We start from the raw sequence: 20,753 nt of genomic DNA, 5'->3' as shown, positions 1-20,753 counted from the left end.
TATCGTTATTCAATGGCGAGTTATTACTCAATTGTAATTTTACTCCATTTTTCATACATAATCATAGCGCTTGAAAAATCACTGTTTTCTTCAGCTTGATCGCTTGCTGCTTGGATTAAATTTTGCGTCAAAGAGAGCACAGGTGCTGAAAGTTTTGCTTGGCGCACAAGATCAACAGCAATTCCCGTATCTTTGGCAAGTAATGGAAGTGCAAAGGTTAATGGGAAGCTACGATTCAGTACGCGCTGAGGTAAAACTGTTTCGGTCACATTGCTTTTACCGCTCGACGCATTAATACAATCGAGTGCTTCATGTAAGTCCACGCCATGCGCTTTTAAGGTGGTGAATCCTTCAGCAACTGCACAAAGATTTACAGCCATTAACATGTTGTTTACAGCTTTAACGGCAAAACCCGCACCCGGTTCACCCACATGTTTAATCAGTTTGCCAAATGTTTGGATCGCAGGTAATGCACGTTCAAAGGCTGCTGCGTCACCACCAATCATGACGGTTAATGTTCCCGTTTCAGCGCCAATGGTTTGTCCACTCACAGGGGCGTCTAAGAACGAAACGTTTTGTTGCTTTAAGGCTGAAGCGAGTTTTTTTGCAGATTCTGGCACACCGCTGGTACAGTCGACCCAAATTGAGCCTGATTTCAGCGTCACACTCGCAATTAAATTTTCAACATCTTGGCTAATGGGTAGGCATGAAAAAATAATGTCCGCTTGTATTGCTTGCTCTAATGCAACCGCTTGCGTACCAAATTCAGCAGCATGTTGCTCTGCCTTGGTAAAGTTTCGATTCCAGACATAAACCGTGTCGAACTTTTTTGGTAGGTGCGCTGCCATACGGTAACCCATTGCGCCCAATCCGATAAATGCAACTGACTGAATCATCTTTACCCTCTAAATTTTTATTTCAATAAACTGGATCTTTGTGTAAGCCACTGGGTCAAAGTTGGCCAAAATTGATTGGCACTTTTTTGACTCGACATTAGGCCGAGGTGACCACCGGGAATGAGAGTAAACGTGACATCTTGACTACTTGTCAATTCGCCTAAAGGACTTGCTGCATCGGCAGTAACGATTTGATCGGTAGAACCCGCGCCAATCAACAAAGGGCAGTGGATATTTTTTAATTTAATAACTTTATCTTTCAATTGAATAATGCCATTTTTAAGTGGATTTTGTAGCCAAACATTGAATACCATGTCTTGGTTAATGCCACCCGGATAGTCAATCATGTGATTGAGAAAATCGCCCATAGTTGCATGCTCATACAGGTCATGTAGATTGTCTAAGTTAGATAGAAATTGTTTTTGGCTTTTGAACCAACCCATTGGATCAACGATTTTAAATCCAATCGCATTGAGTACGCCCGGTGTATGGATAAAATGTTTAGGAATTTTCCCTGTGTAGACCTTTTCTTGTAAATTCTTACTACGTGAAAGCAAGCGATTGGTTTTTTGAAATAACTTTCCGATACGACCTGAAGCATAGCTATCAATCGGTGCGCCCATCACCATTAGATTTTTAACATGTTCAGGTTGGTGTAATGCGGTATATAGCGTTACAAAGACTCCAGCCATGCTCCAACCGTGTAGCGAGATGTATTGACTATCTGCATGCTCACAAATTTGATCAATACAATGTGGAATCACATCATCAATAAACGATAGAAAATTTAAGAAACGATCTTGATAGTTTAATTTTCCCCATTCCAACAAATAGACATCAAATCCACTATGTTGAAAATGTTTCACCAATGAGCGATATGGATACAAATCATAAATCGCCATATTGATGGCCAGTGGAGCAACAAACACTAAGGGTTCTTTGTATTTACGATCAGGCGAAGCGTAATACCGAACTTTTGCATGTTTATATTCAGTAATTACTTCATAGGGTGTCGATTGAGAAAGGACCAACGATTTTGCATTAAACACACGTGTAGACAGGTGTTTAATTTTCTTTTGCTGCGCCAGAAATTTTTGTTTGAAAGGGTGCATAACTGTCAATTGCCTAAGTCCTTGTAGGATTGGTCGAAGTCTAAGCGATAATTTCGTATTTTACCTTGACCTTAAATAGCTTAGACGCTCAAAATATTGGCAATTCTTCACAAAGGCAGTTCTTCGCGACTGAGTAATACAGATGAGCCAACAAGACGACATCGAATACCAATTAGAGACTTTAGCGATTCGTACAGGTCATACTCGTACTTTTGAGGGTGAACATAGTGAGCCAATTTTCCTGACTTCATCATTTGTTTGTGAAAGTGCAGCAGATGCCGCAGCAAAATTTTCAGGTCAAATTGAAGGCAATACCTATTCACGTTATACCAATCCAACTGTACAAGCTTTCGAAAAACGTTTAGCTGTTTTAGATGGTGCTGAAGCCGCAGTTGCGACAAGTTCAGGTATGGCGGGCGTACACGCGATCACTTTGGCATATTTGAAAGCTGGCGATCATGTGGTGTGTTCACGTGCTGTCTTTGGTTCGATCATTTCTCTATTTGAAAAATATGTCATCAAATTTGGTGTTGACGTTACTTTTGTTGATTTGGAAGATTTAGATGCTTGGAAACAAGCGATTCGCCCAACTACACGCCTATTGTTCATTGAAACACCGTCAAACCCATTGGCTCAAGTAGGGGATTTACAAGCTATTGCTGATATTGCACATGCGCATGGGGCATTATTTGCAGTCGATAATACTTTCTGTACACCGGTGTTACAGCAACCGATTAAATTAGGTGCGGACCTCGTGATCTACTCATCAACAAAATATATTGATGGTCAAGGTCGTGCGCTTGGTGGTGCTGTTGTAGGTAGTGCAAAATTGATGGAAGAGATTACAGGTGTTATTCGTACACTGGGTAACTCGATGAGTCCATTCAATGCATGGATCTTCCTGAAAGGCCTAGAAACTTTAAGCTTACGTATGAAAGCCCACTGTGCAAGTGCTCAAACTTTAGCTGAATGGTTAGATTCACACCCGAAAGTTGAAAAAGTGTACTATGCGGGACTTCCAAATCACGAAGGTCATGAGTTGGCGAAAAAGCAACAAAAAGGCTTTGGCGGAGTTGTGTCGTTTGTTGCCAAAGGCGAACGTGAAGGTGCTTGGACTGTGATTGATAATACCAAGTTCCTTTCTATTACAAGTAACTTGGGTGATGTAAAATCAACAATTACCCATCCTGCAACGACTTCTCATGGCAGAATGTCAGCAGAAGCGAAAAAAGCAGCAGGGATTAGCGAAGGTTTAATTCGCGTATCTGTTGGTTTAGAAGATATTAATGATATTATTCGCGATCTTTCACGCGGTTTAGATCTTATCTAAAGTGAATTCATCAGTTTTGTTCGGAGATTTTTATGAACATTAATATGCTCATGCAGCAAGCTCAACGCATGCAAAAAGAAGTTGAGAGCAACATTAAAAAAGCCAAGGAAGAGCTTGCACAAGTTGAAGTTCACGCTGAAGCAGGTGGTGGTCTGGTTAAAGTTACTATGACTGCACGTCATGTAGTGAAACGTATCGAAATCAATCCTGAACTACTTCAAGATGATGCAGATATGATTGAAGACTTAATTGCAGCAGCAATGAATGATGCTTCACGTCAAGCTGAAGCGATTTCAGAAGAAAAACTGAAATCTGCAAACTCTGGTATGGGTCTTCCACCAGGTCTTTCAGGTTTATTCTAAGGAATACGTTGAATGTTTAGTGATCGTTTTGATCAACTTGTACAGGCATTGCGTATTTTACCAAGCGTTGGGCCAAAGTCGGCTCAACGTATGGCACTGCACTTAATCATGAAAAACAGGGAAGGCGCTGTCGGTCTGGCACATGCCTTGACTGAAGCAACCAACTATATTCATGAATGTTCCATTTGCCATTCATTGACTGAAGATGAAGTATGCAACATTTGCGTCTCTTCAGAGCGTGATGATCAACTGCTTTGCGTGGTTGAATCTCCAGCAGATGTCATGGCAATCGAGCAAAGTGGCAGTTTTAGAGGGAAATATCATGTATTGGGTGGGCATTTGTCGCCACTCGATGGTATTGGCCCCGACGAAATTGGTATCCCATATTTAATTCAACGACTAAGTGATGGTAAAGTGCAGGAAGTGATCTTGGCGACCAATGCAACGGTTGAAGGTCAAGCGACAGCACATTATTTGGTTGAAGCGACCAAACATTTACCAATACAAATGACCCGTATTGCACAGGGTGTACCACAGGGTGGTGAGCTTGAATATGTGGATAGTCATACCTTAAGTCAGGCTGTGCATAACCGAATGCGAATGAAGTAACTATAGAGCGAAACTCGTTTCGCTTTGTATAAAATTCACCTAATTATTTATACTTAATAACGATTAAAGTTTTTATTTATAATGAATAAAAAAGCCAAATAAAGAAAATAAGTCACTAAAATAACGTTTTTCCTTATAGATAAATAATATATATCAGTTAATATAAGCTCATAGAGCATCTAAAATTAGACTCAGCAACTTATGTATCAATTCATTCAAAATCAGCCAGATTTAAATTCTGTTTTAAATCTTATGGACCAAAGCTCGATTTACGGACTCGACACCGAGTTTATAAAAGTAGATACCCTGTGGCCCAAACTTGGACTTTTCCAAATTAATGTACAAAATCAGGTGTATTTACTTGATGGTACAACCCTCGATTTAAGCCAATTCTGGCAAAAATTATTTGCGGCTCAGCAAAACATTTTTCATGCTTGTAGTGAAGATATCGACCTGATTTATCACTATGCACAGCATAAGTCTTTAGAAAATGTCTTTGATACACAAGTTGGGATGTCATTTTTAGGGCATGGCTTACAAGTCAGCTATCAAAATGCCTTAAAAACTATGCTCGATGTAGATATAGATAAAGATCAGACACGTTCAGATTGGTTGGCTCGTCCACTCAGTGCAGAGCAATTGAACTATGCAGCGAATGATGTACATTATTTAATGAATTTAAGCCATACGATTCAGAATGAATTGGCTGCGAAAAGTTTATTAAATTGTGTACTTGAGGACTGCAAAAATTTGACACATGAAATTGGCACTGAAACGCCAATCCATTTGTTGTATCACGATGTTGGTAATTATCGACATTCACGTCGTCAGCTCATGCAAATTCAGCAATTGGCCGTTTGGCGTGAGCAAATGGTGAAAGCCTTAAATCAGCCACGTAGCTTTATTCTTAAAAACTCAACTATCATTGATATGGTTGAAAAAAATCCAAAAAATAATTTTCAATTGAGCGCGGTGAAAGACATTCGTCCGAACATTGTGCGTGAGCATGGTAAAATTATTTTAGATTTGTTGAAGTTTTTACCTGAACAAGCTGAATGGCCGCTGCGTATGGCACGTCCAATTCGTCATTCGTCTCAGGATATTGGTTCACGCGTCGATACCGTTATTCAGCGTGCAGTACAAGAAACCTCTGTGCCTAAAGAAGTTTTAATGCGCAAAAAATGGTTAAATGCTTTGTATCAGCATGTGGTTTTTCATAATGATGAACAAGATTTACCGAGTTATTTGTTGGGCTGGCGCTATGATTTGCTGACGAAGCCTTTAATTGAAGTGCTGCATGCCGATGAAAGCTATCTTTCTGGTCAAATGAAAGTGATGGAATAAGTTCTGATTGATTAAAGAACTATCACTTATACAAATTCACGACTGATGCGTTAATAAACACTAATGTATCAGTCTTTTTTTTGATGTATCCTTTGCCTTGCGTTTAATGAGTATTGATTCAATTATGTACTGTTCTATCTACAAATCGAGCAAAAAAGATGAAATGTATCTTTATATTGCTCGTCCTGAAGTTAATGAAAACGAAACTGAAGCGACAGATCCGCTTGCAGTAATGCCTGATGCATTACGTACAGCATTTGGTCGTGCCACATTTGTCATGGATCTAGAACTCAGTGAATCACGCAAACTTGCACGTGTGAACGTATTACACGTCATAGATTCTATTGAAACAAAAGGATTCTTTATTCAGATGCCTCCAGAAGGTTTAATTGACCCAAATGCAGTTGAGCCAGAAGGCTTGCGCGGCGCTTAAGTTAATTCAGGAGTTGTGAAAATGAATGGTGTAGTATCGGTATTGGACTCAATTCCTGAAAGCAGTATTGCAATTACGGTTTACCTAGGTGGGGCTGTAATTGCTTTGTTGTGTTGGTATGGGCTGATGAAGCGCTTACCCAAATCGATCGGTGCCATTGGTTGGCTTATCGTATTTGCTATTTTATTAACACCAACCGTTTCTGAAGGTTCAAATGCAGCAATCGCACCTGCGATTTTTGGTTTGATTTTTGGTGTATTAACAAAAGATCAGCCATTGGTTTGGTTGAATCTATCGCTGATTCTCTTTGTGGTGGGTATTGGTTTAGTCCTTGGTTATTTTTGGACCAAATACAATGCAGCGAAACCACAGCACGTTGTTAACAAGAAAATTTCACCGCTTTAAATAAAAAAATAAGGTTATATCATGTCTGTTGAAACTCAACAATTTACTGGTACAGATCAATATATTGCGACCGATAGCTTAAAACTTGCAGTAAAAGCTGCACGTTCATTGCAAAAGCCACTTTTGGTTAAAGGTGAGCCGGGGACAGGTAAAACTCTTTTAGCCGAACAAGTGGCTGAAAGCTTAGGGCTTAAGCTCATTACGTGGCATATCAAATCGACGACCAAGGCTCAACAAGGTTTATACGAGTATGACGCCGTATCTCGTCTACGTGATAGTCAGTTGGGTGATGACCGTGTTTATGACATTAAAAACTATATTAAGCCGGGTAAGCTTTGGGAAGCGTTCACCAGTGAAGAACGTTGTGTACTTCTAATTGACGAGATTGATAAAGCAGATATCGAATTCCCTAATGATTTGCTGCATGAACTCGATAAAATGTCCTTCTTTGTGTATGAGACGGGTGAAACGATTACGGCAACACAACGTCCAATCGTGATCATTACTTCAAATAATGAAAAAGAACTTCCAGATGCCTTCTTGCGTCGTTGTTTCTTTCATTATATTGAATTCCCTGACGAAGCAACCATGCGTGAAATCATCGATGTACATTTTGAAAATATTTCAAGTACCTTGGTCTCTGAAGCACTACAAATTTTCTTTAAATTACGTCAAATTCCGGGTTTAAAGAAACCGCCTTCAACCTCTGAGTTGATTGATTGGTTGAGTTTGTTGATGGCGGATGATATGCCAGAAGATATTTTACGCAATAGGGATAAATCAAAATCAATTCCACCGCTTTATGGTGCCTTGATTAAGAATGAACAAGATGTGCAATTACTTGAGCGTCTAGCATTTATGTCACGTCGTTAATTGATATCAATTCTATCAAAGATTTAAAAGCCGGTTATCCGGCTTTTATTTTGAGTATTAAAAAATATAAGGGTGAATTATGCAGACAAGAGCATACGTTTCTTGTGTACACATTGCTGTACCTAGGAGGTTTAAGTCGGCAGCACTCTTGTTGGTTGCGAGTTTTTATTTTTCTAGTTTTAGCTATGCGATGGATGATGCTCAGTTTGAACAGCAGCATCAACAGCTACTCCAGGATGCGTATTGGGCGCAAGTTGCAGAACACAACTTAAAGAAAAGCTCATTGATCAATCAGATCATCTCGCAGCTCAAACGGCCATTCAGCAAAAGGCCTGTGCTGCAACTGTACTTGAGCTGAAATACTATGATTTTGTGATCTTGCATCTAAGTGACTTTAACCGCTATAGAAACCATCAAGGTTTTCATAAAATCGTATCTATTGAACATTTGCAGCAAGATCGCCTCAATGTTCAACACAAATATGAAACTCTTAAACAATCGCTTAATAATAGAAATGCGACTTGCGAATAAATCATGCTGTATGTGTTTCTTTGGGTAGTAGGGCAACGTATATGAACACGCAGTAAAAGCTTTTGGCTTTACTTGTAGGGATCAATTTTTCATAATGGTGGATGTAAAGGCAAGACTCAGTTGCAGATGAAATAACAAGATCACATGCATTCACACTGGATTTGACCTTCTGATATTTAATTTTTATTGGATTTTATTCGCCTATGTTTGTGCGATTGTTTTATACCCTTCGAAAATACGGTGTTCCTGTTTCAACTCGTGAATTGATTGACTTGAACCAAGCAGTGGCAGCAGGGCTGGTCTTTGCAGATCAAAATGAATTTTATCAGCTTGCAAAAACCGTTATGGTCAAAGATGAGCGTTACTTTGATAAGTTCGACCGTGCAATGAAAGACTATTTTGACGGTATATCGACCTTTGATTTAGACGAGCTATTAAATCAGGTGCATAAACTGCCAAAGGATTGGTTTGATCTTGAACTCATCGAAAAGCATCTAACACCAGAACAACGAGAAGAACTAAAAAAAGCTGGATCATTAGAAGAATTGATGAAAATGCTTGAAGAGCGTTTGCGCGAGCAGCATAAAAAGCATCAAGGTGGTAATCGGATGATCGGTACGGGCGGTACCTCGCCCTTTGGTGCCTATGGTGACCATCCTGAAGGTGTGCGTATCGGTGGGCCTGGTCGTAAACGATCTGCGGTGAAAGTGTGGGAACAACGACAATACCGAAACCTAGATGATGAGCAGATTCTCGGAAGTCGTCAGATGCAGATGGCTTTGCGTCGTTTGCGTAAATTTGCCCGCCAAGGTGCAGCAGAAGAGCTAGATATCGACGGAACCATTCGTGAAACGGCCAAACAGGGCATTTTGGATGTACAGTTGGTTCCTGAACGACGTAACCGCATTAAAGTATTGATGTTGTTTGATGTTGGGGGCTCGATGGATTCACATATTGCCCAATGTGAGAAGCTCTTTACCGCTGCAAAAACTGAATTTAAAACCTTAGAGTATTTCTATTTTCATAACTGTTTATATGACTATGTGTGGAAAGATAATATTCGCCGTTCAAGCACGCGTATGAATACATGGGATCTATTCAATACCTATGGGCGAGATTACCGTGTCATCGTGGTCGGTGATGCGAGTATGGCACCGTATGAATTGAACTCTGTAGGTGGTTCTGTGGAGTATATGAATGATGAAGCGGGTCAGGTGTGGTTACAGCGCTTACGCAATCATTTTGATAAAACAGCATGGTTAAACCCCGAAGAAGAAAGTTATTGGCATTACACCCAAACCATAGCTGTGATTAAACAAATCTTTGAAGATCATATGTTCCCGATGACTCTAAAAGGAGTGGAAGATATGACGAAATATTTAGCGCGCTAAAGCGTTAAAAACGATACTTTTTCTTATCAATGATGTTTATATTACTTACTCCAATTTTGCATTGTTTCTTATTTTTAAAATTGGATAGTATTTAAAAGTCTTTGTTCTGCATACAACATGAAGGAAATATGATGGATCATCAAATTAATGGTATCGCATTACCTAATGAAGAAGGTTTCTTCGGTAAATACGGTGGGCAGTTCATTCCACCAGATTTAAAACAGGCAATGGATGACATTAATGTTGCTTATGAGCAAATTCGTCATACAGAGGAATTTCAAAATGAATTGAAGGATTTGTTTGCACACTATGTTGGACGTCCAAGCCCATTGTTTTATGCGAAGCGCTTGTCTAACAAATTAGGTGGGGCACAAATCTACCTCAAGCGTGAAGACCTCAACCATACTGGCGCGCATAAAATTAACCACTGCCTTGGCGAAGCTTTGTTAGCAAAATACATGGGTAAAACCAAAGTGATTGCTGAAACTGGCGCAGGTCAGCATGGTGTAGCATTGGCAACGGCTTGTGCCTTGGTGGGCATTCCATGTGAAATTCACATGGGGCAAGTGGATATTGAAAAAGAACATCCAAACGTAGTGAAAATGAAGATTTTAGGTGCCAACCTAATCTCTGTCACTCGTGGTACAGCTACGCTTAAAGATGCAGTAGATAGCGCTTTTGAAGAATATTTAAAAGATCCAACCAATTTTATTTATGCGATTGGCTCAGTGGTTGGTCCACATCCATTCCCGAAAATGGTTCGTGACTTCCAGTCCATTATTGGTGATGAAATTAAAATTCAAGCCAATGATCGATTTGGTGCAAATCCTGACTATGTCGTTGCATGCGTGGGTGGTGGATCCAATGCTGTTGGTGCATTTACAGCATTCCTGAATGACTCCGATGTCAAACTCGTAGGCGTTGAGCCTGCAGGCCATGGTTTAGATACCAATATGCATTCTGCGACGTTGACATTGGGTAAGCCAAGTCAAATTCATGGCATGGCATGTTATGTCCTTGAAGATGAACAGGGTGAGCCTTTGCCAGTGCATTCAATTGCATCAGGTCTGGACTATCCAGGAGTGGGGCCACAACATAGTTTGTTAAAAGACCTAGGCCGTGTTGAATATACAACAGCGACAGACCAAGAGTGTTTAGATGCATTCATGACGCTTTCACGTGTGGAAGGTATTGTTCCTGCACTAGAAAGTTCACATGCGGTTGCTTGGGCAATTCGTGAAGCGCCAAAACTTGCCAAAGATGTGAAGATTGTCGTTAACGTTTCAGGCCGTGGCGATAAAGACTCAGACTATGTGGCTGAAAAATTAGGTTTAAATTAATTACTGCCATTAAAAAAGACTAAGTTGCTCATCATCTGTTGATGACGCAAAAATCTTTTGCAGTTGTATAGCCCGATCTATATTCGAAGTATCCCAGTTTTTAACTGGGATATTTTTTTTTGACGTAATTTTTATAAAAAATATGGTCAAAGCTTGATGAAATTGAAATTAACTCAGGATGTAGTGCATAAATAATTGCCTTTGCATCTAAAATTTCTGTGATAGAAGATGCAATCTCTAAATTGATCGTACGTCGGTGGTATTGCAGCAGCTCATCGTCTTTCATCGATAACATTAAGCGTTCTAATTCTAAAATGATGGCATCTAGTTGGTCTAATTTATCTAAAGCGGATTCAAACATAAGAAAGGAATTTGAGAAAAGTAATTAATTTGTAATGTGTATGTCATTACAAAATGTGAGTTATATAAATTATTGATATTTGGAATTCCCCCTTAAAGCTTATCAAGGGGGATTTTTGAGTTTAGCCAGAAATATATTGTTGAAGTTGTTCGATCAGTTTGCGTTGATCATCCATTGCTGCTTTTACAAGGTCGCCGATGGAGATTAAGCCAGTTAATTTCCGTTCCTCAACGACAGGTAAATGACGTAAATGGCGATCTGTCATAAGTTCTAAACATTCTTCGACAGTCGCTGCACTTGTCACGGTGATGACACTACCCGTCATAATTTCGCTGACAGAGGTATCGAAAGATGTTCTTTCCATCAGGGCGATTTTACGTGTGTAATCACGCTCAGACAAAATCCCAACAACTGTGCCTTCATGGGTCACAACGAGGGCACCAATGCCTTTTTGTGCCATCAGGGAAATGGCTTCGAGTACAGTCGCATCTGGAGTGATGGTGTAGATTTCTTGATAAGCTTTGTCTTTAAGTACTTGGGCAACTGTAGTCATATTTTCATTCCTTTATAGTAGTTTTTGTTTAATTTAAATTAGCGCGAAATTTGAAAAAAGCAAATACTTTTCAGTGCATGCAGAGGTCAAACATGCACTGAGGGTTTTATGCCATTTGAATCTTATTTTGGTTAAAAAAGAATAAACGCATTTGCGAGGTTGTGAGCTTGAGACGGATGTGGCTAGAGCTATGCAACGCAGGGATAACTTTAAGACGTGTTAATGTCGGTAATAGCGATGCCTCAAAATCTTGTGGTGTAATGCGTCGTGGAGTGTAGTTGGGCCAATGCTTTTTGGCATATTTATGCGCTTGAATGCCATTTAGCCAAAACGGGAAGATAATATGATCTTGATCGCTGGTCATTGCCCAACCTTGTTGGTGGTAGAGACCCCAAAGGACTCCACAGTACATCATGGTTTTTAAAATACTAATTTTATAAAATAAATCTTTTGGAATAGGTTTATATTGCTTTAATTTAGACATCATATGCAGCGTGTTGTTGATGTTGCTCCTATTGTAGGAAATTCTTATGAAAAAGCTGTGTAAGCTTTGAACTTGATTGTAAGAATTTATGTAGTTAAAAGTTGAAGGGTGTAAAAAACGCCACCTTAGTGACGTTTTGTTATGCTTGCAAGGTGGCCATGTTCTGCCAATATTGCGCTTTGAGTGAGTCACGTTCTACGCGGAAGCCTTGATAATAAAGTTCAGCCAAAAATAACGCTGCTTTACCATGTCCAGCACGAGCTGCATCTTCCAATTCATGAACTGCATCGCTGAAGTTCATTTGAGATTGAATTGTGTTTACCGCATTTGCGTATACATGTTCGAGTTCATGTTGAGAGAATTGTTGAATCATATTTAACTCCTTATTCTAATTATGATCATTAAGGGCCCATTCTTTAGCCCTATTAACTAATTTAACTAAGTATTATTAAACTAATATTACAATTATCTTGAATTGTCAACTATTCACGTAAATATTTCTAATTTGCTATAGTTTACATGATTAAACAATGGACAATTGTTTTCGTGAGTAAAATACTATCATAAGAAGTTGTAGATAATAAGGAGAAGTAAAATGACAAAAGTTTTAGACGGTTTAACTTTAGATTATCCTCCGACATTAGCGCAAATTGTGGAGTTGGCACATCTACATCGTCGCAATCTTGATGAAGCAATTTTTCATCATGAAATTCATTTGGGGGATTTTGGTTTGGCACAGCGCAAACGTGTATATGATTTCACACGGGATTTAGATAAGGGACAGCGCTTAGAATTTTACAATGCATATAATGGCGAATTACTCAAAATCGCCGATGATGATGATTTACATCCTGCGCATGCAGAAGGTGGAATGAGTATTTTTGCAGTATTTATCGTTTTGGCGATTATTGCATTAATTCTTTATTTTGCGGTGATACGTACCATTATTCATTAAATTGTTTAGCTAACTCACAGACTGAAAAGGTGAACTGATGCAGTTTTAAGCGCTGTGACTTGAACTTCTTGAACGTCAGCCATACACTACTTTGAACCTGAGGTAGTGTATGACTATTGATTTAGAAAAAATTATTCAATTCAAATCTAAAATACAGCTAGAGCAAATTTATAATATCTTTGTTTCAGTCATGATCGTGGTGATTTTGGTATTGGCTGTGATTGCCTTATATCGTCCTATTTCTGTACAGCAATACCAAAACGTGTCACGACTTGCTTTGCAGCAAAGTTATCCTGAAACACAGGAAATGGCGATGCTACTGAGACAGCAAGATCGCATTCGTGTGGGTGCTTATCTTAAATTGATGCATGCTTATCAGATGGAGTCTGTACGGGCACATCAACTTCCTGCTTTGGCAGAGGAACAGCTTTAGTTGCAGAGATTATCTTGGTTGGAGCTGCTTGTATATTCTCTTCCAATATCTGCTGTACTTCATTTTTATCTAAGGTTTTGCTCACCACAATCACCGTCATATTTTCAGGGTGCATGTAGGTACGAACCGCATTTTGTACATCAGCTACAGTTATTTTTTCCAATAATTTAGGGTACTGGGTCAAATAATCTGGGTCTTGTTGATAAAAGCCCAATAGACCAAGCTGTGCATTGATCGTTGCATTACTGCTGTAATTATTCGGAAAAGCACGCAGCATGCCTGCTTTGGTTTCTTCCATTTGTTTTTGATCAATAGGCATTTTGACAAAATCATTAAAGGCCTTATGTGCCACTCGAATACTATCTATAAGCTGATCTTGACGTGTTCCATAGCTAAAACTAAAGATACCGGGTGCTTGGCTAAAGCTAAATGCACTATAGGCACCATAAGTATAGCCACGTTTGACACGAAGCTCTTGCATGAGGACTGAGTTAAAACCGCCACCACCAAACATTCGATTGGCTACTTCTAGGGCTAATCGATCTTTGTTATCGCGTGTGGTGCCTAAATGTCCGAATATGACGTTGGCTTGGGTGGAATTGTAGGGAAGATGGATGATATCAAACCCTTGTTTTTCTTCTGGTTGTGCAAGTGCCTTAGCTTTTTCACCTTGGTTTAAGTTTCCAGAAATACGTTCTGCAAGGTTTTGTGCTTCTTTTTTGCTGAGTTTACCTGTAATGGCAATATTCATGTTTTGAGCAACTAAAAATTGATTACGAAACTTCTTTAAAATGTCTGGGGTGATTTTTTTGATACTGCCATTGGTTCCTGTAATTGGTTCTGCATAAGGATGTGTGCCGTAAACAGCCCGATAGAAACGAATATTCATTAAGCGACTTGGACTTTCTTGGAGTTGTTTTTGACCAGCTTGGTTATTGCTGAGTGCTAAGTTGAGGCTGGAGTTTTTAAAAGTCGCATTTTTAATCACGTCCATCATCATACTTAAAGCAGGTTCTAATTTTTTAGGGTCTGACAATACGCGTAGCCGAACGACAAACATATCTCGATGTGCTTGTACGCTAAATTGAGCACCTGTTTGGTCAAAAACCGAGGCAATTTGCGTTGCATTGTATTTTTCTGTGCCTTCATCGATTAAACGTGCAGCCATGTTGGCAACACCATACAAGCCTTTTCCGACTTCTTCATCACGAGCAGAACCTGCATTAAAGGTCAGTTGAATATCCACCATAGGTAGATCTTGTGATTCAACAAACAGGCTATTTACGCCATTTCGGTTTTTCAGCACTTGAACCAGCGGAGCACGGTAGTCTTTATCAATCTGTAAATTCTTTAAACTTTGCAGCATTGGGATAGATTGTAATTGGCTCGGATTATCGTTGAGGTCGGGAACATTTTCCTTATAAGTTTCTGCATGAAGGATTGAGCCAAACGCAGTGAGTAAGCTTAGAGATAAAATTTTCGTAATAGTCATCACTAATCCTTACAAGACGCTTTCAGTGTTTTGGGTTGAGCTGATTTGTTGCTCTGGAATAACAACTTCCGTTTGAGCTGGTTTTGTAGTTTGATCTGCTTTATTTGAGGTTGTTGGAACCTCCGTCTGTTCTGGAAGTAGATACATGGTGCTTAAATTTTCTCGGACAAAATACGCATTTGCGACACGTTGAATATCTTGTGCGCTGACGTTTTCATATAGTTTTGGTAATTCGTCCATTAGCCTGAAACTGAGCCCATTGACTTCTAAGTTACCGATCGTCTTGGCTTGGCTGCTGATGTCATCTTGGTTGTAAACTAAATTGGAGACAAAACGTGTGGTGATACGTTCAACTTCAGGTGTTTTAACTAATTCTGTTTTTAAAGTGTCGATTTCATCTTGTATGGCTTTTTGAGCTTGTTCCATTTTGACGCCATCGGCAGGGAGTGCTGAAATGGTAAATAAGCTATCTCCACGATTGTATGGGTCATAGGAAACACTTACAGCGGTGAGTAATTTTCTATCGCGTACCAGTTTGTCTTGTAGGCGCGACGAAATACCACTGTCTAAAATATTGCGAATAATATTGAGAGCATATGCATCTTGTGGGTTTTTTGCGGTAGCCAGTGATCGCACATTCCACGCCATATACAAATTAGGCACTTGTACAGGTAAATTTAGTTCCATGTGACGATAGCCCACACGTTCGAATTCCATCACATCATTACGATCAGGTGTTTTGCGTGATGGAATATCACCAAAGTATTTTTGAACTTGACGAATGGCTGCTTCGGCATCGACATCACCAACAATCACCAAAATGGCATTGTTCGGGGTATACCAATCTTTATACCATTGTTTTAAATCTGCTAATTTGATGTTTTGCAGATTTTTCATGTGTCCAATGACAGGTTGACGATAGTGACTGGTTGGATAAGAAATCCATTTGAAACGTTCATAAGCCAAAGAACGAGGGTTGTCATCTGTACGCTGTCGGCGTTCTTCCATAACCACTTTAATTTCAGGGTCGAAATCTTGTTGTTGCAATCGTAAATTACTCATACGATCCGCTTCGAGCTCCAGCGCCATAGGGAAGTAGGCTTTAGGATACAACTGATAATAATTGGTGTAATTGGTGAAGGTTGCAGCGTTGATGCTGCCGCCATAGATACGGCTGAGACGTGTAAATTCATCATTAGGAACTTTGGTGGTTCCTTTAAACATCATATGTTCGAGCGCGTGGGAGATCCCTAATAGATTGCCCGACTCATCACTACTGCCAACACGATACCAAATATGGGTCATTACCATCGGCGCACGGTGGTCTTCACGGATAATGACCTTTAAGCCATTTTTAAGTGTGGTTTCAAAGGTGCTTCGCGTTAATTGGGTACGTGTGTCTGCATGTAGATTGGGTGCAGACCAAAGGCAACTGCTGATGACACAGATAGGAAGCGCAGAGCGAAATAAAGTTTTAAAAAAATAAGGAGAAAATCTGTTTTTATGGGACACAAAGGAATCCATTAAAATGCATTTTATAGCTATCTAGTTTTCCTAAAGTTAATTTTGATTGCAAGTTCAACATGTTGTTTTTTAGTGTGCTTCGCTCTGACAGGCGTGTATCGACTCAATTTAAGATAACTTATGATAGAATCGGTTTTTTTAACGCAGTGCTTTTCAAGGATTCGGCATGCAACAGCAATCTCATGGGCAGAATAAATTTTTGATTGATGCTGATATCGGTGATGACGATGTCACGCTACCGAGTTTACCTGCGGTAAATGTGCCGATTATCGAGACACCGAAAGTACAGCAAGACGTTGCTGCACCATTACAAGAAACAGAGTCAGAAACTGAAGACTCGAAGGCGAAAGGCGGCTTCTTTAGTCGAATGAAAGAAGGTCTAGCAAAGTCACGTAAGAACTTGGCAGACGGCATGGTGAATATCCTGATCGGTGGAAAGGAAATTGACGATGAGCTTTTAGAGGAAGTTGAAGAGCAACTTTTGGTTGCTGATATTGGTGTCGATGCAACCAAAACGATTATTGCGAACTTAACTGAACGTACTGAACGTGGCGATTTAATTTACTCGCACTCTTTATATAAAGCGCTTCAAGAAGAACTGGTGGCATTACTTGCACCACGTGTTAAACCGCTACATATCGACAGCAATAAAAATCCGTATGTGATTTTGGTTGTTGGTGTGAATGGTGTGGGTAAAACCACCACGATTGGTAAATTAGCGAAACGCTTACAAGGTGAAGGTAAAAAAGTAATGTTGGCTGCTGGTGATACATTCCGTGCAGCAGCCACAGAGCAATTACAAATTTGGGGCGAACGCAATAATATTGCAGTTGTGGCGCAAGGTCATGGTGCAGATTCTGCTTCAGTTATATTTGATGCATTCGAAAGTGCTCGTGCAAAAGGCGTAGACGTGCTGATTGCAGACACTGCAGGTCGTTTACACAACAAAGGACACCTCATGCAAGAGTTGTCTAAAGTAAAACGTGTAATGCAAAAAATTGATGCTACAGCTCCGCATGAAGTGATGTTAGTGGTAGATGCAGGCACAGGTCAAAATGCCATTAACCAAGTTGAAATGTTTGATGAGGCAGTAGGGCTTACAGGTCTAACCATTACTAAACTGGATGGTACTGCGAAAGGTGGTGTGTTATTTAATATTGCAAGCCGTACCCATGTGCCAATTCGTTTTATTGGTGTAGGTGAGAAAATTGATGACTTACGTCCATTCTCAGCTAAATCATTTGTCGCAGCATTATTTGAAACTGATAAATAAAATGCGTTAAATGTCACATAAACTCCGCAAAATGCGGAGTTTTTTGTTTTTGAGCTTACTGATTGATTTAAAAAGCAACATGTGAATAAATCATAGTCAAAATTCAGCCTAATAAACCCTTAGAATAAGTAAGGAATTATTGTTTATATATAAAAATTGCTTTGGGGTGTTTAGGGTGGCGTTACTCGATAAAATTGGTCATGTATTGACTGCGGATATCACTAAAGATTTTAAATTAAAAAAGAAAAATACTGACCAAGAAGTAGAAGCGTCATTTGTCGACCAACTAAAGAAACGTCGCAGTATTTATGAGCTTGGAAAGAAGGTACATTATAGTCAGGCTTATTTGGCGGAACTGATTCAAGAGTCTGTAAGAAGTTGTCCATCTGCATATAATTCGCAAAGCACACGTATTGTGGTTTTATTTGGCGAATCTCATCAAAAATTTTGGGACATTGTAAAAGACGTACAACGCAAGAATGTTGCGAGTTATATATTTGAAGGTGTGGCGCTCAAAATAGATCTGTGTGCAGCTGGCCTGGGAACTGTACTTTTCTATGAAGATCAAGCTGTGATTCAACAATTACAAAAGAAAGTGCCATTAAGTGCAGAAGATTTTCCAGTGTGGTCGGAGCAAACGTCTGGCATGGCCCAATTCGCAGTATGGACTTCGATCGCAGATGCAGGTCTAGGCGCATGTTTACAGCACTATAATCCACACATTGATTATGCTGTTGCCGAACACTTTAATATTTCAAAACAATGGCTGCTACGTGCGCAGTTGGTCTTTGGTTCAATTGAAGGTCAAGCGCCTGAACGTTTAGAACCAGAAGATCAAGATCAGTTTAGAATTTATGAGTAATTTCTATGTGCTGTAAGTTGCTTTGATCTCTGCTTTTTAGAGCAGTAAACTAAAATCTATATGTAAATGAGTTGTGGGTATTTAGATGCTTACAACTGATTGTTCTAGAAATAAGACACAATGTTGTAAATATAGTCATGCAACGGTTAAAAACTTCACCTATTATAAATCTCAACTTAGTCAGCTAATTGAAAATAAAAAGAGGTCTTGTAATGTCATTCTTGAATCAAATCGAACAACGTCGCACAATCTATTCTATTGGTAATAACGTTACTTTATCGCAAGATGAAATTGAGCAAACCATTAAAAATGCTGTACGTTTAAGTCCATCATCATTTAACTCTCAAACGTCTCGTGTTGTTATTCTGTTTGGTGATGCACATCAAAAATTCTGGAATATCGTACGTGAAACTTTACGTAAAATTGTACCTGCAGATGCATTTGAAGGAACTAATGGCAAGATTAATAGTTTTGCAGCAGGTTTTGGTACAGCATTATTTTATGAAGATCAGGCTGTAGTAAAAGCTCTCCAAGAACAATTTGCACTTTATGCAGATAATTTCCCAGTATGGTCTGAACACTCAACGGCGATTGCTCAATTTGCTACTTGGACTGCTTTGGCTGAAAAAAATATTGGTGCGTCATTACAACATTACAATCCAATTGTTGATGCTGAAACAGCTGCGGCATTTGATGTGCCAGATCAATGGAAACTACGTGCACAACTTGTTTTCGGTTCGATTGAAGCACCTGCAGGTGAAAAAACCTTTATTGCAGATGAAGAACGATTCAAAACATTCAAGTAATGATGGTGTGATGAATTAAAAAGGATGCATTAAGCATCCTTTTTTTATATGCAAAATTCTTGAATGAATATCAAAATAATGTCTTGAAACAAAATATACAGTGATTGTTAGATGTCATAAGATTGTCACATATGCATTGCATAGTGCATTCGAAACTAAATAATTGATAAAGAGTGATAATGATGACTTTAAGATTAACTGTTGCTGCTGCAGCGCTGATGTTAAGTAGTGCCGGATTTGCAGCTGTAACTTTGACTGTTCCAGAAGAAATTAAAATAGTTGCAGTTAATGATCAAGAAGTTACTGGTGGTTTATTTCGATCTACGGAGAAGTATAAGCTAGATGCAGGTGAAAACCTATTAACGGTACGTTATAGTGAATTTTTTCAACATGCTGATAATTCTCACGATATTTTAAAGTCAGGTGTTGCCGCCATTCGTACTCCAGCTCTGATTGATGGGCAAGAGTATCGTTTGGGTCTAGTCAATGCACCAAAAGATTTTGATGCTGCGCAAAAATATAAAGACCAACCGATATTTGGTTTGTATGACAGATCTAATCAATTACTTGTGCAGCAAGCTGGGGCGAAGAAAGAACAAAAATCGATTTTCTCCAATGGTGTTTTGGGTAATGCTGTAGATTTTGCGAAGAAAGAAGCTGTGCCAGAAAATCAACCGTCACCTGTTTATGCACAATCCGTAACTGTAAAATCAACGAATGTAGCATCTCATATAACTACTCCAAAAAATGTGACTATTAATGAAAATGGGGCAGATCAACAATTAATTCAGCTTTGGCAAAAGGCCAATAAAGCTGAACGACAAAAATTCATGGGTTGGTTGGCTGAGCAAGCAAACTAAAGTCACTTTTGTAATTTCATTAGTTTTCTTAAAATCCGTGTTATTTGAAAAGTCCGTTGAATTACGGGCTTTTTAGATTGAAGAATATAAAAATCACTAAGAATTATAAAATTCGTCTTTCATAAAGCAAAATATACGGATATATTGATCTTTAAATAAGCAATAAATTGCTTTTAGTTTAAAAAATATACACTCAAGCAAAATATTATAGAAATTTCTATGATAGGGGCTTGTGTTTGTTTTGAAACTCTATAGAATACGCTGCATACCAACGCAGACAGCGATAAACGTAAGTTTTTTAGTTGTTTGATGTTGTTTTCTTATTTGCTGACGAAGCATTAAGAAGATCATTAAGAGATTATGAAGAACAACTTGTGTGGATTTTTACTGATTGATCGATCGAAATTATTTTCATTGATTGATGGTAGAAATTACTCGAAGTTTATTTGAGCAAATTTTTGTCAGTAATTGATGAGCCAAGATTGGTACACTATATGTACTATTGATTTTAAACTGAAGAGTTT

At 39.1% G+C, this 20,753-nt stretch carries 23 protein-coding genes and 1 pseudogene; 16 read left to right on the top strand and 8 right to left on the bottom strand.

Annotated features, from left to right (window positions below; translation table 11 throughout):
- Positions 1 to 23 precede the first annotated feature (23 nt).
- Positions 24 to 896, bottom strand: a complete 873-nt coding sequence (locus FTT92_RS10800; RefSeq protein ID WP_180172110.1) for an NAD(P)-dependent oxidoreductase — start codon at positions 894 to 896, stop codon at positions 24 to 26.
- A gap of 17 nt (positions 897 to 913) precedes the next feature.
- The gene (locus FTT92_RS10795) at positions 914 to 2,008 is read right to left on the bottom strand and encodes an alpha/beta fold hydrolase (protein WP_180172109.1); all 1,095 of its coding nucleotides are present in this window, start codon (positions 2,006 to 2,008) and stop codon (positions 914 to 916) included.
- A 142-nt stretch (positions 2,009 to 2,150) separates the two neighbouring features.
- On the opposite strand from FTT92_RS10795, the gene FTT92_RS10790 reads away from it, so the two are divergent.
- From FTT92_RS10790 to trpB, 10 genes are all read left to right on the top strand, one after another.
- Complete coding sequence (locus tag FTT92_RS10790; protein WP_180172108.1) at positions 2,151 to 3,338, top strand: O-succinylhomoserine sulfhydrylase; 1,188 nt, start codon at positions 2,151 to 2,153, stop codon at positions 3,336 to 3,338.
- A 32-nt stretch (positions 3,339 to 3,370) separates the two neighbouring features.
- Positions 3,371 to 3,700, top strand: coding sequence for a YbaB/EbfC family nucleoid-associated protein (locus FTT92_RS10785; protein WP_180074039.1), 330 nt, complete (start codon positions 3,371 to 3,373; stop codon positions 3,698 to 3,700).
- A 12-nt stretch (positions 3,701 to 3,712) separates the two neighbouring features.
- Positions 3,713 to 4,309 carry a recombination mediator RecR gene (gene recR, locus FTT92_RS10780; protein ID WP_078188505.1) on the top strand — a complete coding sequence of 199 codons (597 nt, stop codon included), beginning with the start codon at positions 3,713 to 3,715 and terminating at the stop codon, positions 4,307 to 4,309.
- Positions 4,310 to 4,510: 201 nt separating this feature from the next.
- On the top strand, positions 4,511 to 5,653 hold the full coding sequence (locus tag FTT92_RS10775; protein ID WP_180172107.1) for an HRDC domain-containing protein: 1,143 nt from the start codon (positions 4,511 to 4,513) through the stop codon (positions 5,651 to 5,653).
- 124 nt (positions 5,654 to 5,777) lie between these two features.
- On the top strand, positions 5,778 to 6,086 hold the full coding sequence (locus tag FTT92_RS10770) for a YcgL domain-containing protein (RefSeq protein WP_180011296.1): 309 nt from the start codon (positions 5,778 to 5,780) through the stop codon (positions 6,084 to 6,086).
- Between the two features lie 21 nt (positions 6,087 to 6,107).
- The gene (locus FTT92_RS10765; RefSeq protein WP_180077036.1) at positions 6,108 to 6,491 is read left to right on the top strand and encodes a hypothetical protein; all 384 of its coding nucleotides are present in this window, start codon (positions 6,108 to 6,110) and stop codon (positions 6,489 to 6,491) included.
- 21 nt (positions 6,492 to 6,512) lie between these two features.
- Positions 6,513 to 7,364, top strand: a complete 852-nt coding sequence (locus tag FTT92_RS10760) for a MoxR family ATPase (protein ID WP_180102468.1) — start codon at positions 6,513 to 6,515, stop codon at positions 7,362 to 7,364.
- A 79-nt stretch (positions 7,365 to 7,443) separates the two neighbouring features.
- Positions 7,444 to 7,722: a hypothetical protein gene (locus FTT92_RS10755; RefSeq protein ID WP_180172106.1), complete on the top strand. Its 279-nt coding sequence runs from the start codon at positions 7,444 to 7,446 to the stop codon at positions 7,720 to 7,722.
- Positions 7,723 to 8,098: 376 nt separating this feature from the next.
- The gene (locus FTT92_RS10750; protein WP_180172105.1) at positions 8,099 to 9,286 is read left to right on the top strand and encodes a VWA domain-containing protein; all 1,188 of its coding nucleotides are present in this window, start codon (positions 8,099 to 8,101) and stop codon (positions 9,284 to 9,286) included.
- A gap of 131 nt (positions 9,287 to 9,417) precedes the next feature.
- On the top strand, positions 9,418 to 10,626 hold the full coding sequence (trpB, locus tag FTT92_RS10745) for a tryptophan synthase subunit beta (RefSeq protein ID WP_180172175.1): 1,209 nt from the start codon (positions 9,418 to 9,420) through the stop codon (positions 10,624 to 10,626).
- Positions 10,627 to 10,726: 100 nt separating this feature from the next.
- Here trpB and FTT92_RS10740 read toward each other — a convergent pair whose 3' ends face one another.
- The 4 genes from FTT92_RS10740 to FTT92_RS10725 all read right to left on the bottom strand — a co-directional run bounded on the left by FTT92_RS10740 (position 10,727) and on the right by FTT92_RS10725 (position 12,397).
- Positions 10,727 to 10,987: a hypothetical protein gene (locus FTT92_RS10740; RefSeq protein ID WP_180172104.1), complete on the bottom strand. Its 261-nt coding sequence runs from the start codon at positions 10,985 to 10,987 to the stop codon at positions 10,727 to 10,729.
- A gap of 121 nt (positions 10,988 to 11,108) precedes the next feature.
- On the bottom strand, positions 11,109 to 11,540 hold the full coding sequence (locus FTT92_RS10735; protein WP_180172103.1) for a CBS domain-containing protein: 432 nt from the start codon (positions 11,538 to 11,540) through the stop codon (positions 11,109 to 11,111).
- A 106-nt stretch (positions 11,541 to 11,646) separates the two neighbouring features.
- Entirely contained in the window at positions 11,647 to 12,024 is a 378-nt protein-coding gene (locus FTT92_RS10730) for a DUF2750 domain-containing protein (RefSeq protein ID WP_078193900.1), read from the bottom strand.
- Positions 12,025 to 12,163: 139 nt separating this feature from the next.
- On the bottom strand, positions 12,164 to 12,397 hold the full coding sequence (locus FTT92_RS10725) for a hypothetical protein (protein ID WP_078188494.1): 234 nt from the start codon (positions 12,395 to 12,397) through the stop codon (positions 12,164 to 12,166).
- Positions 12,398 to 12,619: 222 nt separating this feature from the next.
- Between FTT92_RS10725 and FTT92_RS10720 the strand changes: the two genes are divergently transcribed.
- On the top strand, positions 12,620 to 12,979 hold the full coding sequence (locus tag FTT92_RS10720; RefSeq protein WP_180172102.1) for a hypothetical protein: 360 nt from the start codon (positions 12,620 to 12,622) through the stop codon (positions 12,977 to 12,979).
- A gap of 109 nt (positions 12,980 to 13,088) precedes the next feature.
- Complete coding sequence (locus tag FTT92_RS10715; protein WP_078193898.1) at positions 13,089 to 13,412, top strand: hypothetical protein; 324 nt, start codon at positions 13,089 to 13,091, stop codon at positions 13,410 to 13,412.
- Here the strand turns inward: FTT92_RS10715 and FTT92_RS10710 are convergent.
- Both FTT92_RS10710 and FTT92_RS10705 read right to left on the bottom strand, forming a co-directional pair.
- The gene (locus tag FTT92_RS10710; protein WP_180172101.1) at positions 13,336 to 14,904 is read right to left on the bottom strand and encodes a pitrilysin family protein; all 1,569 of its coding nucleotides are present in this window, start codon (positions 14,902 to 14,904) and stop codon (positions 13,336 to 13,338) included. The two genes, FTT92_RS10715 and FTT92_RS10710, sit on opposite strands and share 77 nt — an antisense overlap.
- 126 nt (positions 14,905 to 15,030) lie before the next feature.
- Positions 15,031 to 16,344 (bottom strand): annotated as a pseudogene (locus tag FTT92_RS10705) (M16 family metallopeptidase); the annotation flags it as partial.
- A 250-nt stretch (positions 16,345 to 16,594) separates the two neighbouring features.
- Here FTT92_RS10705 and ftsY point away from each other — a divergent pair.
- From ftsY to FTT92_RS10685, 4 genes are all read left to right on the top strand, one after another.
- The gene (ftsY, locus tag FTT92_RS10700; RefSeq protein WP_168379661.1) at positions 16,595 to 17,701 is read left to right on the top strand and encodes a signal recognition particle-docking protein FtsY; all 1,107 of its coding nucleotides are present in this window, start codon (positions 16,595 to 16,597) and stop codon (positions 17,699 to 17,701) included.
- Positions 17,702 to 17,876: 175 nt separating this feature from the next.
- Positions 17,877 to 18,563: a nitroreductase family protein gene (locus FTT92_RS10695; protein WP_180122402.1), complete on the top strand. Its 687-nt coding sequence runs from the start codon at positions 17,877 to 17,879 to the stop codon at positions 18,561 to 18,563.
- A 212-nt stretch (positions 18,564 to 18,775) separates the two neighbouring features.
- Positions 18,776 to 19,369, top strand: coding sequence for a nitroreductase family protein (locus FTT92_RS10690; protein ID WP_168379659.1), 594 nt, complete (start codon positions 18,776 to 18,778; stop codon positions 19,367 to 19,369).
- Positions 19,370 to 19,551: 182 nt separating this feature from the next.
- Positions 19,552 to 20,229 carry a DUF2057 domain-containing protein gene (locus FTT92_RS10685; protein WP_180172174.1) on the top strand — a complete coding sequence of 226 codons (678 nt, stop codon included), beginning with the start codon at positions 19,552 to 19,554 and terminating at the stop codon, positions 20,227 to 20,229.
- Positions 20,230 to 20,753: the final 524 nt, after the last annotated feature.

Source organism: Acinetobacter sp. YH12023, from assembly GCF_013420135.1.
Taxonomy (GTDB): domain Bacteria; phylum Pseudomonadota; class Gammaproteobacteria; order Pseudomonadales; family Moraxellaceae; genus Acinetobacter; species Acinetobacter amyesii.
The sequence above is the reverse complement of the archived record's forward strand: the minus strand, read 5'-3'. Positions and strand labels throughout refer to the sequence as shown.

Bases quoted from the DNA above. Each gene is read 5' to 3' on its own strand.
- FTT92_RS10800 (WP_180172110.1), bottom strand. From the start codon at position 896: ATGATTCAGTCAGTTGCATTTATCGGATTGGGCGCAATGGGTTACCGT.
- FTT92_RS10795 (WP_180172109.1), bottom strand. From the start codon at position 2,008: ATGCACCCTTTCAAACAAAAATTTCTGGCGCAGCAAAAGAAAATTAAA.
- FTT92_RS10790 (WP_180172108.1), top strand. From the start codon at position 2,151: ATGAGCCAACAAGACGACATCGAATACCAATTAGAGACTTTAGCGATT.
- FTT92_RS10785 (WP_180074039.1), top strand. From the start codon at position 3,371: ATGAACATTAATATGCTCATGCAGCAAGCTCAACGCATGCAAAAAGAA.
- recR (WP_078188505.1), top strand. From the start codon at position 3,713: ATGTTTAGTGATCGTTTTGATCAACTTGTACAGGCATTGCGTATTTTA.
- FTT92_RS10775 (WP_180172107.1), top strand. From the start codon at position 4,511: ATGTATCAATTCATTCAAAATCAGCCAGATTTAAATTCTGTTTTAAAT.
- FTT92_RS10770 (WP_180011296.1), top strand. From the start codon at position 5,778: ATGTACTGTTCTATCTACAAATCGAGCAAAAAAGATGAAATGTATCTT.
- FTT92_RS10765 (WP_180077036.1), top strand. From the start codon at position 6,108: ATGAATGGTGTAGTATCGGTATTGGACTCAATTCCTGAAAGCAGTATT.
- FTT92_RS10760 (WP_180102468.1), top strand. From the start codon at position 6,513: ATGTCTGTTGAAACTCAACAATTTACTGGTACAGATCAATATATTGCG.
- FTT92_RS10755 (WP_180172106.1), top strand. From the start codon at position 7,444: ATGCAGACAAGAGCATACGTTTCTTGTGTACACATTGCTGTACCTAGG.
- FTT92_RS10750 (WP_180172105.1), top strand. From the start codon at position 8,099: ATGTTTGTGCGATTGTTTTATACCCTTCGAAAATACGGTGTTCCTGTT.
- trpB (WP_180172175.1), top strand. From the start codon at position 9,418: ATGGATCATCAAATTAATGGTATCGCATTACCTAATGAAGAAGGTTTC.
- FTT92_RS10740 (WP_180172104.1), bottom strand. From the start codon at position 10,987: ATGTTTGAATCCGCTTTAGATAAATTAGACCAACTAGATGCCATCATT.
- FTT92_RS10735 (WP_180172103.1), bottom strand. From the start codon at position 11,540: ATGACTACAGTTGCCCAAGTACTTAAAGACAAAGCTTATCAAGAAATC.
- FTT92_RS10730 (WP_078193900.1), bottom strand. From the start codon at position 12,024: ATGTCTAAATTAAAGCAATATAAACCTATTCCAAAAGATTTATTTTAT.
- FTT92_RS10725 (WP_078188494.1), bottom strand. From the start codon at position 12,397: ATGATTCAACAATTCTCTCAACATGAACTCGAACATGTATACGCAAAT.
- FTT92_RS10720 (WP_180172102.1), top strand. From the start codon at position 12,620: ATGACAAAAGTTTTAGACGGTTTAACTTTAGATTATCCTCCGACATTA.
- FTT92_RS10715 (WP_078193898.1), top strand. From the start codon at position 13,089: ATGACTATTGATTTAGAAAAAATTATTCAATTCAAATCTAAAATACAG.
- FTT92_RS10710 (WP_180172101.1), bottom strand. From the start codon at position 14,904: ATGACTATTACGAAAATTTTATCTCTAAGCTTACTCACTGCGTTTGGC.
- ftsY (WP_168379661.1), top strand. From the start codon at position 16,595: ATGCAACAGCAATCTCATGGGCAGAATAAATTTTTGATTGATGCTGAT.
- FTT92_RS10690 (WP_168379659.1), top strand. From the start codon at position 18,776: ATGTCATTCTTGAATCAAATCGAACAACGTCGCACAATCTATTCTATT.
- FTT92_RS10685 (WP_180172174.1), top strand. From the start codon at position 19,552: ATGACTTTAAGATTAACTGTTGCTGCTGCAGCGCTGATGTTAAGTAGT.